The sequence below is a fragment of the uncultured Xanthomarina sp. genome (genome assembly GCF_963971605.1).
GTDB classification, from domain to species: domain Bacteria; phylum Bacteroidota; class Bacteroidia; order Flavobacteriales; family Flavobacteriaceae; genus Xanthomarina; species Xanthomarina gelatinilytica.
The window spans coordinates 76890-92556 of sequence record NZ_CAXATZ010000004.1 but is presented as its reverse complement, the minus strand read 5'-3'; the positions used below and the strand labels follow the sequence as shown (position 1 = coordinate 92556).

The following is a 15667-nucleotide window of genomic DNA, read 5'->3' as shown; positions in this document are numbered from 1 at the left end:
CATAAATTACTTTTTTTCTGATTTTGTTACTTCAATTTAGATTTTAAATGGAAGCAGGAACTGTTGCATGATTATTAAGCACTAATACTAACAAAAATAAATCTACAATGAAGAAGAAGTTCTTTAATGCGAAAATGTATCAATTTTGCCAGCAGCCTTTAACGGGAAAATCGATGCATTGTTCTGTGAAAACAAAGCCGATATTTTTGGCAACTACAAAGAAGAAAACAATACCATAACGGTTACCCTAGGTGAGGAAAGCGACAACGCTATCTCCTTGATGAACCTTGCTGTCATAAAAACATTTTTAAACGGTGGCGACGTGTATTTGTTATATGGTGAATTGACCATTAAGAACGTTACCAAGGATGTAATTTTCAACGTGCATTATGGTGGAACCGCCAAGAACCAACAAGGTGAAAAATTGGGTATGAAGACCGAAACAACCATCAATAGATTTGATTATGATATTGATTACGACCCAACGGCTGCTGGGATTGGGAAAGAGGTGAATATTGTGGTCCACCTTCAATTCGCAAAACAATAATTTAAAACTAAACACATGAAAAATTCAGCAAAAACAGTAGTGGAAAATATGTTCGCTGCATTTAGCAGTGGTGATGCCGATAAATTTGTAGCAACCGTTTCTGACGATACTGTTTGGATTTATCATGGGACACAAATTATCCCGAAAGGACGGTTTGAGAAAAAGGAAGGTGTAAGGGCTTTTTATAATAATATTATGGAAAGAACCGAAATCATCAATTTTGAACCACTTCAATATATCGTTGAAGACAATATGGTTGTGGTCCTAGGACGCGAACATCAAAAAGTGAAACGATCTGGTAGGGAACTGAAACAAGATTGGGTCCAGATTTATACCGTTGAAAACAATTTGATTACAAAAATGGAAGAATTTGCAACTTCGGAAGAGGTGACTAAATAAATCTAAAATCATGAATAACGAAACAACAAACAATAATCCGCTTATATGCGATATAGAAACTGGGATGTGTGAGACAACTGGTGAAACAAAAGATAATTCATCCCAAAACACTGTAAAGTCCAATGAGAAATCTATAAAACTCATTTATTATACCGATCCCATTTGTTCATCGTGTTGGGGAATCGAACCACAATTGCGTAAACTAAAATTGGAATATGGCAATGCCATAGATATGGAGTATAGAATGGGAGGTTTATTGCCCGATTGGAGTTACAATAGTGGAGGCATTGGCAAACCATCAGATGTGGCTAGCCATTGGGACGAAGTAAGTCTGCATTACGATATGCCTATTGATGGCGACCTGTGGCTGGAAGACCCTTTGGATTCCTCCTATCCACCATCCATAGCGTTTAAGGCAGCGCAATTTCAAGACCAAAACAAAGCCCAATTGTTTATGCGGGAAATAAGGGAAATGGTTTTCTTGAAAAAGAAAAATATAGCCAAATGGGAACACTTGGAAACTGCAGCAAGGAAGGTTGGTCTTAATGTGGAACAATTAAAAACCGATTTTGAGGGTAAAGCAAAAGAAGCCTTTGCAGAAGATTTAAAATTAGGAAAGAAATTAGGCGTCAGAGGATTCCCAACAATTTTCTTTATAGACCAAGCTGGCCATACCGAAACCGTTTATGGCACTAGACCTTATGCGTTTTACGAAATGGCGATTTTAAAATTGAACCCAAACGCTACAAAAAGTGAATATAGCAAAAACTGGGAAACCTTGTTTTCTACTTATCCATCGCTTACTGCAAAAGAATATGCTGAATTATCTGGAACACCACGAAACGAAAGTGAAGTAATTTTGAATGACCTTTCAACAAAAGGATGCTTAAGTAAAATAACCACAAAAAATGGCGCAATGTGGAAGATTAAAAAATAAACTTTTAAAACTTTAAACATGGGAAAATATACAAGTCTATCCGAAGCCATCAATGATCTTACAAAAAAAGGCTACACTTATAATTTCAACATAAAAGAAGATTGTATAGAATGTGCCGAAAACCAAAATCAATTGCAACCTGAAGAGTTCCTTATAGATGAAAAACATCGGTTTCAGGAAATGTCTGATGTGGATAATGAAAGTGTTTTATATGCCATTTCATCAAAAGATGGCAAATTAAAAGGCCTGTTGGTAAATGCCTATGGTATTTATGCCGATTATGCATCGTTTAAATTGGTTCAGAAACTCAATAGACCAGAAAAATAATTTTACATAGTATGTCAAACATCAAACTTATTATAGAAGAACGAGCTGCCAATATTGGTAAATTTATGGTAGGACGTTTATTGCCATTTCGCCAAAAACGAATGGTTGGGCCTTTTATTTACATTGACCATATGGGACCCGTTAAATTAAACGAGCGCCAAAACTTTGATGTGTTGCCACATCCACATATAGGGCTTTCAACACTTACATTTTTATTTGAAGGTAGCATTATGCATCGCGATACGCTTGGAAATGAAATAGAGATAAAACCAGGTGCTGTCAATTGGATGACAGCCGGAAAAGGAATTGTACATTCCGAGCGAACTCCAGAGTATCTGCGAGACTCGCCACTATACATGCATGGTTTGCAAATTTGGGTGGCTTTGCCAAAAGATTTGGAGCAAATGGAGCCACAATTTTCACATATTGAAGAAAAAGACATTCCTGCATGGACCGATGGCGACCTGCAGTTTAAACTAGTGGCTGGCGAAGCTTTTGGTAAAAAATCGCCAGTACCTATTTTTAGCAACCTGTTTATGCTAGAAATAAAAAGTAAAACCAAACAAGTGGTAAATATTGGTAATGCACTTTATGGTGAAGCTGGATTGTATATTTTAAATGGTGCCATTGAGAGTGAGGGAAACATTTATGAACCCAAACAATTGCTGGTGGCAAAAGACAGCACTCTTTGCGAATTTACAATTCAGGAGAACAGTACCATTTATATTTTTGGAGGAGAGCCTTTTCCCGAAGAACGCTTTATCGATTGGAATTTTGTGGCTTCAGATAAAGAATTAATTGAAAAAGCCAAACAAAAATGGAAAGATCAAGCCTTTGATAAAATTAAAGGAGACGACACAGAATATATCCCGTATCCTAGCATTAAAAGAGCATAACCACTAAGCACATCCAAGACTACCTTAGATATGTTCCTGAATAAGCTTTTTAAATAATTGCTGTGACATTTGTTGAAATTTCAATCAATGCGCTTCTAAACAATTATTGGATCAGGATAATGTGTTGAAGTGTTACATTTTAACTACAACTTATTTAAAACCTATCTTGAAAATTTTTAAAAGGTAAAAAGCATTTAAATACATTTAAAATTCAAAATTAAAAGAATAAATTAGTCATCTGTTTTATTTTGTACACAGGAATTATCCATATGATAGAGTTTATAGAAACACACAAACAAGATATTATTTACAGTATAACTGTAATTGCTTTAATATTTGCTTTAAGGATTTTAACCAATAGACTACACCTATGGTTGATTAAAGAAAAAAAACGAAAGTTTCCAAACGATCCTCCTAGAGCTTCCAATTTATTAAAGAGAATCTTAAACACGCTTTGGCTGGTTTTGGGCATTATTGCATTAAGTTATCTTTTTGTTGAAAACCAAAACAAAGGGGTAATTATAGAAAACTTTAAAACAGCTCTTTATATAGGCATTGTCCTGGCCATTACCATTATTGTGGCAACTACGGTTAATTTGTGGTTTAAGATAGATATCAAGAAAAAAATAGAAAATCAACACGATCCCACCAGTTTTAAGTTTTTAAGGTATGTGGTTCTTGCTGGCATCTATTTTATTGGGGGCATGCTTTGTCTTTTGGCTTTCCCTTCCTTAAAAGGCGTTGCACAAACGGCTTTGGGTGGTGCCGGAGTCATAACCCTAATTGTAGGTATATCATCGCAAGAAGCTCTGTCCAACCTTGTGGGAGGCTTGTTTATAATTTCCTTTAAACCTTTTAGAATTGGGGACAGGGTAAAAGTTACAGACACCATGGTTGGTACAGTAACAGATATTACTTTACGTCACACAGTGATTAGAAATTTTGAAAACAAGATGATTGTAATTCCAAATTCCATAATTAACAAAGAAAAATTGATTAATTATGATTTGGGTGAGTTAAAATGTTGCGAACGCATTGAAATAGGGATTTCTTATGATAGTGACATCGATTTGGCCAAACAGATAATGAGGGAAGAATGTGAAAATCATCCCTTGATATTAGACAATAGAACAGAGCTGGAGAAAATGGAAGGTTTGCCAATAGTAAAAACGGCCTTGACACAACTAAACGATTCTTCCATGACTATAAGGGCCTGGTCTTGGGCCAATAATTATTCTGATGCCTTTACTTTAAGATGTGATGTATTGGAAAGCATAAAAAAACGTTTTGATAAAGAAGGTATAGAAATTCCATTCCCTTACAGAACCCTTGTTATGAAAAGCGAAAAAACTGCTAAAGAATAAAGTCTTTTTTGAATTTTATTTTGAAGTTTAAACTATTTCTGCACTTAAACCTGCATCCAACAACATGGAACACCTTGGCTCAAGTTCTTTGTATGCGCCAGTTTTAACTGTACATTTACCTTTGTAATGCACAATTATGGAACATTGTTCGGCTTGTTCCGGCGTGTGTTCACAAGCATAAATTAAAGTGTTAATAACATGATCGAAGGTGTTTACATCGTCGTTATATAAAACAATCTCATTGTTTTTTTGTTCTAAAGCATCAACACTACCTTGTTCTTGTATTTTTTCTTTAGTACTCATGGCTATTTCTTTTAAACTACTAATTTAAAAATTTTAAAGCAACCCATTGGTTTTTTTCAATAGTTTCAACGAGTTTTAAGTGATGTTTATTGCATGCTTGTTCAATAACCGGAATATCATCTACATAGAAACCACTTAAAAACAAGGTGCCATTTGCATTTAAACTTTTCACATAGGCTTCCATGTCATTTAACAATATGTTTCTATTGATGTTTGCTATAATCACATCGTAAGACCTCCCTTCCAATAAATTTGCATCTCCTTCACATACTGTTATGTGTTTACAGTTATTTCGATCCACATTTTCCAAACTGTTCAAATAACACCAATTATCGTAATCTATGGCATCTATTGGCTTGGCTCCTTTCATTTCTGCTAAAATGGCCAAAACCCCTGTGCCACAACCCATATCCAAAACCGATTTTCCATCAAAATCGTTTTTTAAAATATGTTGAATCATCATGTGCGTGGTTTCATGATGACCAGTTCCAAAACTCATTTTTGGTTCTATAACAATATCAAATTTTGTATCAGGTTTTTCATGAAAAGGCGCGCGAACAGAACATTCATTTTCAACCACAATAGGGCTGAAATTCTTTTCCCATTCTTGGTTCCAGTTTACTTGTTCTATTTCTTCAAATGAATAATTTATCTCAAATTCTTCTGAATTCAAAATCTGGATATCCTCTAAAATAGCATCATACCAGTCATCCTTTTGAATATAAGCTGTCACGCCTTCTTCGGTTTCCACAAAACTTTCAAAGCCTGCATAACCTAATTCAGCTATTAAGATTTCAGTAGCTGGCTGCAAAGGATTTACCTTAAAATAGTAACCAATATATATAGTATTAGACATAATCATTATTAAGTTTCATAGAGATTCGCACAGAATCACAAGGTTTCTCAAAAAGCATTAACTATGCTGTAAAAATCTTCAGCATTTAATGCTGCTCCACCAATCAAGCCTCCATCCACATCTGGTTTTGAAAAAATTTCTTTAGCGTTACCAGGTTTTACAGATCCACCATATAAAATAGAAACTGTATTTGCTGTTTCATCACCATATTTTTTGGATAATGTTTTTCTAATAAAAGCATGCATGTCCTGAGCTTGTTCTGGACTTGCCGTTTCACCTGTTCCAATAGCCCAAACAGGTTCGTAAGCCAAAATAATATGTTTAAAAGCATCTGCTTGTAAATGAAACAGGGCATGTTTAATTTGGGCTTCTACGACAGTTTCTTCCTTTCCCGATTTTCTATCAGCAAGTTCTTCTCCAAAACAAAAAATAACACGCATATTGTTTTTTAAAGCTGCATCTACTTTTTTAGCCAACAAATCATCGGTTTCGTTAAAATAAGCACGACGTTCGCTATGCCCTAGGATAACGGTTTGCACACCAACACTTTTAAGCATGTCTGCACTAATCTCACCTGTGTAGGCACCAGATTCTGCAAAGTGCATGTTTTGAGCAATAACTTCAATGTTTGATTGTCTTAGGGCTTCAAAAGCATGCCAAAGATTTGTAAAGGTTGGTGCAATCATGACCTCTGCATTTGACGTTTGCGATTGCTTTTTAAGTTCAGTGATTAATGATTCTGTCATAGCTAAATCATTATTCATTTTCCAGTTTCCTGCAACAATGTTTTTTCTCATAATTCTTTTATTCTAAAGTTACTTTAGGGTCCAACCAAGCATAAATAATATCCACAAAAATATTGATAATTATAAACAACAAGGCTATAATTAACACAGAACCCATGATTACTGGTAAATCCAGTGTGTTTAAAGCATTTACTATTTCTTTCCCCAAACCATTCCATCCAAAGATGTACTCTACAAAAACAGCTCCAGCCAACATGGAGGCAAACCAACCAGAAATAGCAGTAACTACTGGGTTTAGAGCATTTTTAATGGCATGTTTTCTAATAATTTGAAACTCGCTTAAGCCTTTAGCCCTAGCTGTACGAATATAATCTTGATTGAACACTTCCAACAACGAATTTCGCATGAGTTGAATAACCACAGCCAAAGGGCGAATGCCCAAAACTATGGCTGGTAAAATTAAGTTTTTCCATTGAATGTGCATGGCTTCGCCATAATCGTCCAATTCGTATAAACTGCCTGTCATTTCCAAATGGGTATATTTATGAAGCACAAAACCAAACAACCAGGCAAATAAAATGGCACTAAAAAACGAAGGTACGCTCATACCAATTGTACTAACTATTTGAATGGCTTTGTCTAACCAAGTATCTTTGTACAATGCCGAAACCACGCCCAATACCAAACCTATTAATAGGGCAATACATATGGCGCTTACTGCCAACACAAAGGTATTTGGAAGTGTTTCTGCCAACACCTGACTCACCTTTTTGCCTTGTTTGGTAAAGGATTCCCTTAAATAAGGTAATTTTATAACAGTTGTTGTATTTCCTATTGAAAATAAGGATATTGCTGAATATTTCCCTTCTCTTAAATAGGTGTAATCCGTTTTTGTTTGCGAATGAAACGAGATTGGCGATAAATCGTTTAAATAATAAAAATACTGCGTACTAATGGGTTTATCGAAACCATATTTTTGCTTAACGAGCTCCAATTGTGCACTGTCTTCGTTTTGACCAAGCATCATTTGTGCAGGATCACCAGGAAGTACATTAAATAAAAAGAATATCACAGTAACTACTCCAAATAGAGTGAGCAAAGCATAAAAGGTTTTATTTAATATATAGCTTATCAGGCGCTTTGTTGTTTGTTATTGTGTTATTAGCCAAAACTCTTTTGCCAAAACGCAAGTTCTAGCATTATTTTTGAAAACTGTTTCTTGAAATTACAAACTAAAGGTTTATATCTTCCAGATCGTTCCAATGTACTTTTTGTATAACCGTTCCTTTTTGCAATTTTAAAATTCCTGGACTGGAACGAACAACTGTTTTTAGGGCTTTTTCGTCACAAAGGAAAAAGTCGAAATTAAGCTTGTATTGGTCTTTCATGCGTTGTTTGGCTTCTTCTCCTGAAGCTGTCATCCCAATTACGGTATACCCTTTTTTGAGTGCTTCGTCTGAAAATGCTTTTAATTTTACCACACCTTCTTTTTCTGCAGTGTCCAGATTGTACATCACGATCATTATGAGATGGTCTTCATTCAAATAATATTCGGTAAAATCTTCGTCTTCGGTTTCTATGGAAAAGTCTTTTACTGGAGGATCGTATCCTTCTTCAATAATTTTGGTTTCCACACCTACATATTCACCATCCACTTCTGGGTAGCTACCATTGGTAACGAATTCTTTTTCTTCGCCATTCACCATAAAAGTCCAAGTAAATTCCTGTACAGGTTTTGGCGCATCTTCTGGAACAATCATCCCATCCATAATGTTCTTGCCCACAGCATACGCTCTAAAATCTATAGATGGCAAGTGCATCAGCACATGGTAACCAAACCATAAACAACCTATAAAACTAAATAGAGCCACAACAGTTAAACCCAATTTACTGAAAATAGGCTTGATGTGTTTTACGCCAAAAAACAAGATTAAAATAAGTATGAGCAACACAACATCTTTGGTAAAACTTTCCCAAGGCGTTAATGGAATGGCATCTCCAAAACAGCCACAATCCTTTACTTTTTCGAAATATGCCGAATAGAAAGTTAAAAAGGTGAAGAAAACAATCATTCCCAACAAACTCCAAACTGTAAATTTTGGTTTGTAACCTATAAGCAGAAAAAACCCTAAAATAACTTCAAAAATGACCACAAAAATGGAAATCCCCAATGCATATGGTTCCAAAAATGGAATGTTCAACACATCTGCACTAAAATATTCTTGTAATTTATACGAAAACCCTAAGGGATCATTGAGTTTAACAAATCCTGAGATAATGAATAATACGCCTACTAAAATTCTACTGATGTTTACTATGTATTTCATGTTTATATATTTGAGATGCTTCACTTCGCCTGCACTCAGTGCAGGCTAGCTCAGCATGACATTTTTTTATTTATTATTTAAATGAATCAAAGCAAAAACTGCATAATTAATCATGTCTTGATAATTGGCTTCAAGACCTTCGCTCACTAAAGTTTCTCTTTTATTTTCTTCAATTTGTTTAACTCTCAGTAACTTTTGAAGAATCAGGTCGGTTAAACTACTAACTAGCATATCTCGCCAAGCTTCGCCATAGTCATGGTTTTTGTCCATCATAAGCTGTTTGGTTACAGCCACCTTTTCATCATATAATTTTATGGCTTCATCTATGGAAAAATCCGGTTGCTCAACCACGCCCTTTTCCAATTGCACCAACGCCATTACACAATAATTAACAATACCTATAAACTCACTCTCTTGACCTTCGTTAACTTTTTGCACCTTGTTTTCTTGCAAACCACGAATACGTTTTGCTTTAATAAAAATTTGATCTCTAAGCGATGGCAAACGTAAAATACGCCAAGCACTACCGTAATCCTTCATTTTTTTAATGAATAAGTCTCTACATGTTTTTATTACAGCGTCGTATTGTTTTGAAGTATCTTGCATGGATTAAAATGAATTTTGCGTAAATTTCGCTTAAATAATTCAGAGTTCAAAGTTCCTTAAGGAATGTTTTTATTTTGCCACGAATACACGAATGTTTTATTGTGATTATATTAATTTTGCTTTATTAATTTTGAACTTGAAATACTTATATGACTATTAATTGCAAAGGCAACCTCATTGATTTATCCACTCCAAAAGTCATGGGAATTTTAAACCTGACACCAGACTCCTTTTACGATGGTGGCAAATACAAAAACGAAAGCGACATACTTTCCCAAGTTTATATCATGTTGAAATCTGGAGCCACTTTTGTTGATATTGGCGCTTATAGTTCCAGACCAAATGCAACACATATTGAAGAAGCTGAAGAACTAAAACGCTTACTGCCCATAATTTCTTTAATTATAAAAGAATTTCCAGAAATTTTAATTTCCATAGATACTTTTAGAAGTCAGGTAGCCAAACATGGTATTGAAGCTGGTGCTGCATTGATTAATGACATTTCTGCCGGAAAATTGGATGAAAACATGCTTCCTACAATAGCAAAACTTAAAGTGCCCTACATTATGATGCACATGAAAGGGACGCCACAAACCATGCAACAGCAAACCGACTACAAGAATCTTATGAAAGATATTTTGTTCTATTTCTCTGAAAGAATTGCCAAAGCACATGCCCTGGGAATTATAGATGTGATAATAGATCCAGGTTTTGGGTTTGCAAAAACCACAGAACAGAATTTTGAACTTTTAAAGCACCTGGAACTTTTAAAAACACTGGACAAAGCTATTTTAACAGGCCTTTCCAGAAAATCCATGATTTATAAAACTTTAAAAAACGCTCCCAAAGATGCCCTAAATGGCACAACCGTTTTAAACACAGTTGCCCTACAGAAAGGAGCCTCCATTTTAAGGGTTCATGACGTTAAAGAAGCCATGGAATGTGTAACCCTATTAAACCAACTAAAAGCTGTATGATGAAACATTTATATATCGTATCCCTGTTATTGTTCTTATCCTGTAACAACAACAAAGTAGTACAACTTCCAGAGATGGAACAAGCAGACATCACTGAAATTATTGATGTGTCTCCAGCTTATTTGTTTTATGATGAAACCAAGAAAGACAGTATAGAACTTAACAGAAAGACACTTATAAGTACCACAAACTGGTTGGTAAATGTAGACAAACGCTTAACCTTGAAACAAGCAATTCCAAAGATTAAATTTTTACAGGACAAAAAGCGCAATGCAGAAATCCATAAAAACGATGCTGCCAAGAATTATTACACCTGTCATGACACCAGTATCAACAACCTAGGTTTTATTGAGTTTACAAATGTATATTACAAAGAAAAACAACCTGAAAACCATATTTTAAAACCCAATGAATACCTTATGGTTTGCCAAACACCTTTAAACATAGAAGTTATTGGTTTGGATATTGACACTTTAAAAACAACTTTAGGCACTTTTTCAAAAGACCTAAAACGTCTATTCCCATCCTTTAACGAAACAAAGACCTTACAATTATTTTTAAACAACAAACTTAGTTTTCAGGACTATATTGGTATTAAATCCAAATTAAATAAATTAAAAGAAGAGGATCTAATAATTGCCAACGATGAGTTCCTCTTTAATTAACTATATTTTGCTAAATTTACCAAAACACCAAACGCTTGGAAATTTTTAACGACCTATTAAAATTTACTGTTATAGACATTATAGATGTGTTACTTGTAGCACTTCTACTCTATTATGTATATAAGCTTGTTAAAGGCACTGTGGCTATCAATATTTTTATTGGTATCGTGATTATATATTTTATTTACCTTCTTACAGAAGCCTTACAGATGAAAATGTTAAGCAAGATTTTGGGAGGGTTTATGAGCGTTGGGCTTATTGCCTTGATTGTGGTTTTCCAGCAGGAAATCAGGAAATTTTTACTAATGGTAGGCTCTACCAATTTTAGCAAACGCAGGAAATTCTTTGGACAGCTTAAATTCCTAAAAACCGAAACTGACAATAAAACAGATGTTGATGCCATTGTTGCTGCCTGCAACAAAATGTCTTCCACAAAAACTGGCGCTCTAATTGTTTTTGAATGCAACAACAATCTGGATTTTTTGGTAAACACTGGAGACGAAATGAGTATAAAAATCACACAACCCATTATAGAAAGTATTTTTTTTAAAAACAGTCCGTTGCATGATGGAGCTATTATAGTGGTTGACAATATAGTAAAGGCCACAAGGGTTATTTTGCCTGTAAGCAACGAAAAAAACTTACCTCAACGGTTTGGCTTAAGACATCGGGCAGCTGTTGGCATCACAGAAAAAACAGATGCCTTGGCTTTGGTAGTGAGCGAAGAAACTGGCCAGGTTTCTTATTTTAAGGATGGTGAATTTATTATGTTCAAGGACATGCAAGAGTTAACACAACTTATCAAGAAAGACTTGGCTTAGTTTTTAATAAAAAGTAACTTTTTAAATTTTATAATCTAGAGCACTTCTTCTTTTAAAAACTGAACTTCGTATAAATTTCTATAAAAACCTTCTTCAATTTTAAGCAATTCTTGATGTGTGCCAATTTCCACTATTTTTCCTTCATCCATAACTATTATCTTATCGGCTTTTTTAATGGTAGCCAATCTATGTGCAATTACTATGGATGTCCTGCCTTTGGTAATTTTATAGGTGGCGTTTTGAATAAGTTGTTCGGAATAAGAATCTACTGAAGATGTCGCTTCATCCAATACCAGAATACTTGGATTGGTAACATAAGCCCTTAGAAAAGAAATCAGTTGTCTTTGACCAGAAGATAACATGGCGCCTCTTTCTTTTACATTGTAATGATACGCATTTGGCAAACTCATAATAAAGTCATGAATTCCTATATCTTTTGCTGCCTGTTCAACATCTTCTAAGGTAATGTTTGGGTTATTGAGAGTGATATTGCTTAAAATGGTATCGGCAAATAAAAATACGTCTTGCAATACAATAGCAATTTGGGTCCTTAAAGAAGCCAGTTTTATCTCTTTGATATTAATATCGTCTATACAAATGGTTCCTTTTTGTATATCGTAAAATCTATTGAGCAAATTTATAATGGTGGATTTTCCTGCTCCTGTTGCTCCAACTATGGCAACTGTTTCACCCACTTCCACATCAAAAGAAATGCCCTTCAATACTTCTTCGTCTTCCACATAGCTAAAACGCACCTCCTTAAAAGAAATATGACCCTTGAAATGAGAAACTTCCAAAGTGCCATGATCATCAATTTGCGATGTGGTTTCCAAAACCCTAAAAACCCTTTTGGCTGCTACCATTCCCATTTGCAGCGTATTAAATTTATCAGCAATTTGACGCAAAGGCCTAAAGAGCATTGGTATCATCATGATAAAAGCCGTTAAATCACCCAGACTGGCTGTTTGGTCTATAACGGTGTTCAATCCGCCATACCAAGCAATAAGTCCAATGGTTATAGAGGAAGACAGCTCTGCAATTGGAAAAAAAATAGAGTTGTACCAAACCGTTTTTAACCAACCTTTTTTATGTCGTGAGTTTATTTCTTGAAACTTTTTATATTCGGTTTCTTCCCTTGTAAACAATTGAAGGATTTTCATTCCAGTAATACGCTCCTGTACGAAAGAGTTTAAATTTGAAACTTCGGTTCTCACCTCTTCAAAAGCCCGTTTCATGTATTTTTGGAACAACCTGGTTGCATATAACACTAGTGGCAACATTAAAAAGACTATAAAACTTAGTTCCCAATTCATGTATAGCATGACAATGGAGACTACCAACATGGTTAGCAAATCCCTAAAAATCATAAAAAACCCTTCGCCAAAAACATCTGCAATACGCTCCATATCAGTAACTGCCCTAGTTATTAAAACACCTACGGATGAGTTATCGAAATATTTCATCCTAAAACGAATCATATGATCAAAGAGCTTGACACGAATGTCTTTAACCACACTTTGACCCAAATAACCTGAATAGTAGATAAACAATAACTGACAAACAACTTCTGCTATTAAAAGTGCTGCCATGATTAATATATAAGGCAAAAACCCTTCTATGGTTTTGGTTGCAATTTTTTGATCTATGGCTTGTTGTAAGATATAAGGTCTTAATGCGCCAAAAATGGCAAGAAGTATAACAGCTACAAGCACGCCAATAAAAATGTGTTTGTAAGGCTTAATAAACTTTAAAAGTTTTTTAAACAAATCTATTTCCAATATGGTATCTACTTTGCTCATATATTCCCAATCCTGGAATGTTTCTTAGTTATTTAATTTAATGGTTTCCGGATAAGTCACTTCTGTCAGATACAAACCATGCGCAGGAACAGAAAACCCAGCTTCACTCCTACTTTTAGAAGCTATGATGCTGTGCAAATCTTCTACCTCCAGTTTCCCTAAACCAATGTTTAGTAATGTGCCCACAATGGCACGAACCATATTTCTTAAAAACCTATCTGCTTTAATGGAAAATTGCAGTTCGTGACCTACCAAATTCCATTCGGCTTCCATGATATTACAATAATACGTCTTTACATCTGTATTACTTTTGGAAAAACATTGAAAATCTTTATGACCCAATAATAATTTTGAAGCTTGTTGCATCTTGGGCACATTTAAATGTTGTTTAACATAATAAGAGCCATTATAATTAAAAACATCTTTTTGTAAAGAGATACGGTACACATATGCACGACTTAAGGCATGGAACCTGGCATGAGCTTCCGGTTGCACCTGAAATAGGTTGTGAATGGCAATATTATTTGGCAAAAAAGAATTCAATTTATAAATTAAATCTTCTGTTTTAAAGTTGGATTCGGTATCAAAATGTGCAAACATTTGTTTGGCATGTACTCCAGCATCCGTTCGGCCTGCGCCAACAATGGCAATAGTGCTGTTCAGCAAAGTGGACAAAGCGTTTTCTAAAACTTCTTGTACAGAAATGGCATTGGGTTGATTTTGCCATCCATGATAATCTGTTCCGTTATATGAAAGCTCTAAAAAATATCTCAATGTATTATCCTACTTTTGTGAAAAGCAAAGATAGAATTTTAATCGGTCTTGAAATTTCAAATAAAAGTTAAATAATAAATGAGGTTCCCATTTTCATGGGATGTACACATGAAAAAAATACTCTTACTTTCCGATACACATGGTTATATAGACGATGCCATTTTAAAACATGTCTCACACGCTGATGAAGTATGGCACGCTGGAGACATTGGCGATTTAAACGTAACCAACCAAATAAAAAAACTTAAACCTTTAAAAGCTGTATTTGGAAATATTGATGGCCATGAAGTTAGAGCAGAATTCCCTGAAAACAACAGGTTTATGTGTGAATCTGTTGATGTATGGATCACCCATATTGGTGGCTACCCCAACAAATACGACATGAGAATTAGAGAGGCCTTAAGAAAAAACCCTCCAGATATTTTTATTTGTGGACATTCGCATATATTGAAAGTGATGCCAGACAAAAAACTGAACTTATTGCACATGAATCCAGGAGCTGTTGGAAAATACGGATTTCATAAAGTAAGAACCATGCTTCGTTTTGTTATAGATGGCAGCAACATAAAAGATCTGGAAGTTATAGAATTTGAAAACAGATAAGCTCTCTCCCAAAAAAATCAGGTTTCCTTGGTTTGGAAAAGTTTTATCCAAAAAATTAAAGCCGTTTAAACCTTTAAAAAAATATGGTTAAATAAAAAACCCAAGGTCTTCACCTTGGGTTTACGCACTAATACTACTAAGATGTAAGGCTTATCTTAATCTATCTACAGATTTTACAAGATCTTCATCCTTCTTAATGGCCTTGTTGGCCAAAGCCAACAACACGATAGAAATAATAGGGAGGAAAATCCCAATACCTTTCTCAGAAACTTGCGTCTCTCCAGATACATTTAGAGATTGATATAAAAATAACCCTAGTAAAAAAAAGTTTAACAATATATTGAGTCGTCCCAACATAAATTGGGATTTTCTATGTTTAAATCTTGAAATGGACAAAATAGAGAAAAAAGCAGACACCAGGAACAGTGCAAAGATGTAATTAACATCATGTGCATAAACTTTAACGTTTTCTGGGGTTGTCCACAATTCAAACACATAAATAAGTCCACCAGAAACACCAGCTGCCAGTAAAAGATATATGGTTTGAATTCGTTGAAGCATTCTTTTTTCTTAATTTGAGCAGACAAAAATAATGGTTTCTTTTTAATAAATTAACTAAAATAAATAAAATAAAGTTGTATAATTGCAATAACAATTTACAACTACCACTGTTGTAAGGTGTTAATTCTTCAGAATAAAATCAATTTTTTTTCAGAAAAA

The 15667-nt window shown here is 34.6% G+C and carries 19 protein-coding genes; 10 read left to right on the top strand and 9 right to left on the bottom strand.

The genetic code is table 11. The annotated features are described in order from the left end of the window. Positions 1–145 precede the first annotated feature (145 nt). From AACY93_RS02940 to AACY93_RS02915, 6 genes are all read left to right on the top strand, one after another. The gene (locus AACY93_RS02940) at positions 146–547 is read left to right on the top strand and encodes a YceI family protein (RefSeq protein WP_287005948.1); all 402 of its coding nucleotides are present in this window, start codon (positions 146–148) and stop codon (positions 545–547) included. 15 nt (positions 548–562) lie between these two features. Next, positions 563–946 (top strand): nuclear transport factor 2 family protein, encoded by a 384-nt coding sequence (locus AACY93_RS02935; RefSeq protein WP_287005947.1) that lies wholly within the window; start codon positions 563–565, stop codon positions 944–946. A gap of 10 nt (positions 947–956) precedes the next feature. Beyond that, positions 957–1883: a ClpXP adapter SpxH family protein gene (locus tag AACY93_RS02930; protein ID WP_287005946.1), complete on the top strand. Its 927-nt coding sequence runs from the start codon at positions 957–959 to the stop codon at positions 1881–1883. A gap of 18 nt (positions 1884–1901) precedes the next feature. Continuing rightward, positions 1902–2210 carry a hypothetical protein gene (locus tag AACY93_RS02925; RefSeq protein WP_007649755.1) on the top strand — a complete coding sequence of 103 codons (309 nt, stop codon included), beginning with the start codon at positions 1902–1904 and terminating at the stop codon, positions 2208–2210. Between the two features lie 11 nt (positions 2211–2221). Next, positions 2222–3106: a pirin family protein gene (locus AACY93_RS02920; RefSeq protein ID WP_287005945.1), complete on the top strand. Its 885-nt coding sequence runs from the start codon at positions 2222–2224 to the stop codon at positions 3104–3106. 269 nt (positions 3107–3375) lie between these two features. After that, positions 3376–4470: a mechanosensitive ion channel family protein gene (locus tag AACY93_RS02915; protein ID WP_287005944.1), complete on the top strand. Its 1095-nt coding sequence runs from the start codon at positions 3376–3378 to the stop codon at positions 4468–4470. Positions 4471–4497: 27 nt separating this feature from the next. On the opposite strand, the gene AACY93_RS02910 is transcribed toward AACY93_RS02915, so the two are convergent. From AACY93_RS02910 to AACY93_RS02885, 6 genes are all read right to left on the bottom strand, one after another. After that, on the bottom strand, positions 4498–4773 hold the full coding sequence (locus AACY93_RS02910; RefSeq protein WP_286853290.1) for an ATP-dependent Clp protease adaptor ClpS: 276 nt from the start codon (positions 4771–4773) through the stop codon (positions 4498–4500). Positions 4774–4792: 19 nt separating this feature from the next. Beyond that, a complete protein-coding gene (gene prmA / locus AACY93_RS02905) occupies positions 4793–5629 on the bottom strand; it encodes a 50S ribosomal protein L11 methyltransferase (protein ID WP_286853289.1) in 837 nt (278 codons plus the stop codon). A 47-nt stretch (positions 5630–5676) separates the two neighbouring features. Next, the gene (gene tpiA, locus AACY93_RS02900) at positions 5677–6426 is read right to left on the bottom strand and encodes a triose-phosphate isomerase (protein ID WP_007649770.1); all 750 of its coding nucleotides are present in this window, start codon (positions 6424–6426) and stop codon (positions 5677–5679) included. A 7-nt stretch (positions 6427–6433) separates the two neighbouring features. Next, complete coding sequence (locus tag AACY93_RS02895) at positions 6434–7510, bottom strand: ABC transporter permease (RefSeq protein WP_040491930.1); 1077 nt, start codon at positions 7508–7510, stop codon at positions 6434–6436. Positions 7511–7607: 97 nt separating this feature from the next. Beyond that, complete coding sequence (locus AACY93_RS02890) at positions 7608–8702, bottom strand: BT_3928 family protein (protein WP_286853288.1); 1095 nt, start codon at positions 8700–8702, stop codon at positions 7608–7610. A 66-nt stretch (positions 8703–8768) separates the two neighbouring features. Continuing rightward, the gene (locus AACY93_RS02885) at positions 8769–9308 is read right to left on the bottom strand and encodes a DUF1599 domain-containing protein (RefSeq protein WP_007649776.1); all 540 of its coding nucleotides are present in this window, start codon (positions 9306–9308) and stop codon (positions 8769–8771) included. A 149-nt stretch (positions 9309–9457) separates the two neighbouring features. On the opposite strand from AACY93_RS02885, the gene folP reads away from it, so the two are divergent. Genes folP through cdaA form a run of 3 tightly spaced genes read left to right on the top strand, consistent with a single transcriptional unit; the run spans position 9458 to position 11771 of the window. After that, on the top strand, positions 9458–10285 hold the full coding sequence (gene folP / locus AACY93_RS02880) for a dihydropteroate synthase (RefSeq protein ID WP_007649777.1): 828 nt from the start codon (positions 9458–9460) through the stop codon (positions 10283–10285). Next, on the top strand, positions 10282–10950 hold the full coding sequence (locus tag AACY93_RS02875) for a hypothetical protein (protein ID WP_286853286.1): 669 nt from the start codon (positions 10282–10284) through the stop codon (positions 10948–10950). The genes folP and AACY93_RS02875 overlap by 4 nt, the downstream gene beginning before the upstream one ends. A gap of 35 nt (positions 10951–10985) precedes the next feature. Further along, positions 10986–11771, top strand: coding sequence for a diadenylate cyclase CdaA (gene cdaA / locus AACY93_RS02870; RefSeq protein WP_007649784.1), 786 nt, complete (start codon positions 10986–10988; stop codon positions 11769–11771). A 35-nt stretch (positions 11772–11806) separates the two neighbouring features. On the opposite strand, the gene AACY93_RS02865 is transcribed toward cdaA, so the two are convergent. Together AACY93_RS02865 and truA are read right to left on the bottom strand one after the other, a co-directional pair. Beyond that, positions 11807–13570, bottom strand: a complete 1764-nt coding sequence (locus tag AACY93_RS02865; protein WP_286853285.1) for an ABC transporter ATP-binding protein — start codon at positions 13568–13570, stop codon at positions 11807–11809. Between the two features lie 24 nt (positions 13571–13594). After that, positions 13595–14344, bottom strand: a complete 750-nt coding sequence (gene truA, locus AACY93_RS02860) for a tRNA pseudouridine(38-40) synthase TruA (RefSeq protein WP_007649788.1) — start codon at positions 14342–14344, stop codon at positions 13595–13597. A 108-nt stretch (positions 14345–14452) separates the two neighbouring features. Between truA and AACY93_RS02855 the strand changes: the two genes are divergently transcribed. Further along, positions 14453–14947: a metallophosphoesterase family protein gene (locus AACY93_RS02855; protein ID WP_040491932.1), complete on the top strand. Its 495-nt coding sequence runs from the start codon at positions 14453–14455 to the stop codon at positions 14945–14947. A 150-nt stretch (positions 14948–15097) separates the two neighbouring features. On the opposite strand, the gene AACY93_RS02850 is transcribed toward AACY93_RS02855, so the two are convergent. Beyond that, positions 15098–15508 (bottom strand): DUF4293 domain-containing protein, encoded by a 411-nt coding sequence (locus AACY93_RS02850; protein ID WP_286853284.1) that lies wholly within the window; start codon positions 15506–15508, stop codon positions 15098–15100. Positions 15509–15667: the final 159 nt, after the last annotated feature.

Bases quoted from the DNA above. Each gene is read 5' to 3' on its own strand.
- AACY93_RS02935 (WP_287005947.1), top strand. From the start codon at position 563: ATGAAAAATTCAGCAAAAACAGTAGTGGAAAATATGTTCGCTGCATTT.
- AACY93_RS02930 (WP_287005946.1), top strand. From the start codon at position 957: ATGAATAACGAAACAACAAACAATAATCCGCTTATATGCGATATAGAA.
- AACY93_RS02925 (WP_007649755.1), top strand. From the start codon at position 1,902: ATGGGAAAATATACAAGTCTATCCGAAGCCATCAATGATCTTACAAAA.
- AACY93_RS02920 (WP_287005945.1), top strand. From the start codon at position 2,222: ATGTCAAACATCAAACTTATTATAGAAGAACGAGCTGCCAATATTGGT.
- AACY93_RS02915 (WP_287005944.1), top strand. From the start codon at position 3,376: ATGATAGAGTTTATAGAAACACACAAACAAGATATTATTTACAGTATA.
- AACY93_RS02910 (WP_286853290.1), bottom strand. From the start codon at position 4,773: ATGAGTACTAAAGAAAAAATACAAGAACAAGGTAGTGTTGATGCTTTA.
- prmA (WP_286853289.1), bottom strand. From the start codon at position 5,629: ATGTCTAATACTATATATATTGGTTACTATTTTAAGGTAAATCCTTTG.
- tpiA (WP_007649770.1), bottom strand. From the start codon at position 6,426: ATGAGAAAAAACATTGTTGCAGGAAACTGGAAAATGAATAATGATTTA.
- AACY93_RS02890 (WP_286853288.1), bottom strand. From the start codon at position 8,702: ATGAAATACATAGTAAACATCAGTAGAATTTTAGTAGGCGTATTATTC.
- AACY93_RS02885 (WP_007649776.1), bottom strand. From the start codon at position 9,308: ATGCAAGATACTTCAAAACAATACGACGCTGTAATAAAAACATGTAGA.
- folP (WP_007649777.1), top strand. From the start codon at position 9,458: ATGACTATTAATTGCAAAGGCAACCTCATTGATTTATCCACTCCAAAA.
- AACY93_RS02875 (WP_286853286.1), top strand. From the start codon at position 10,282: ATGATGAAACATTTATATATCGTATCCCTGTTATTGTTCTTATCCTGT.
- AACY93_RS02865 (WP_286853285.1), bottom strand. From the start codon at position 13,570: ATGAGCAAAGTAGATACCATATTGGAAATAGATTTGTTTAAAAAACTT.
- AACY93_RS02855 (WP_040491932.1), top strand. From the start codon at position 14,453: ATGAAAAAAATACTCTTACTTTCCGATACACATGGTTATATAGACGAT.
- AACY93_RS02850 (WP_286853284.1), bottom strand. From the start codon at position 15,508: ATGCTTCAACGAATTCAAACCATATATCTTTTACTGGCAGCTGGTGTT.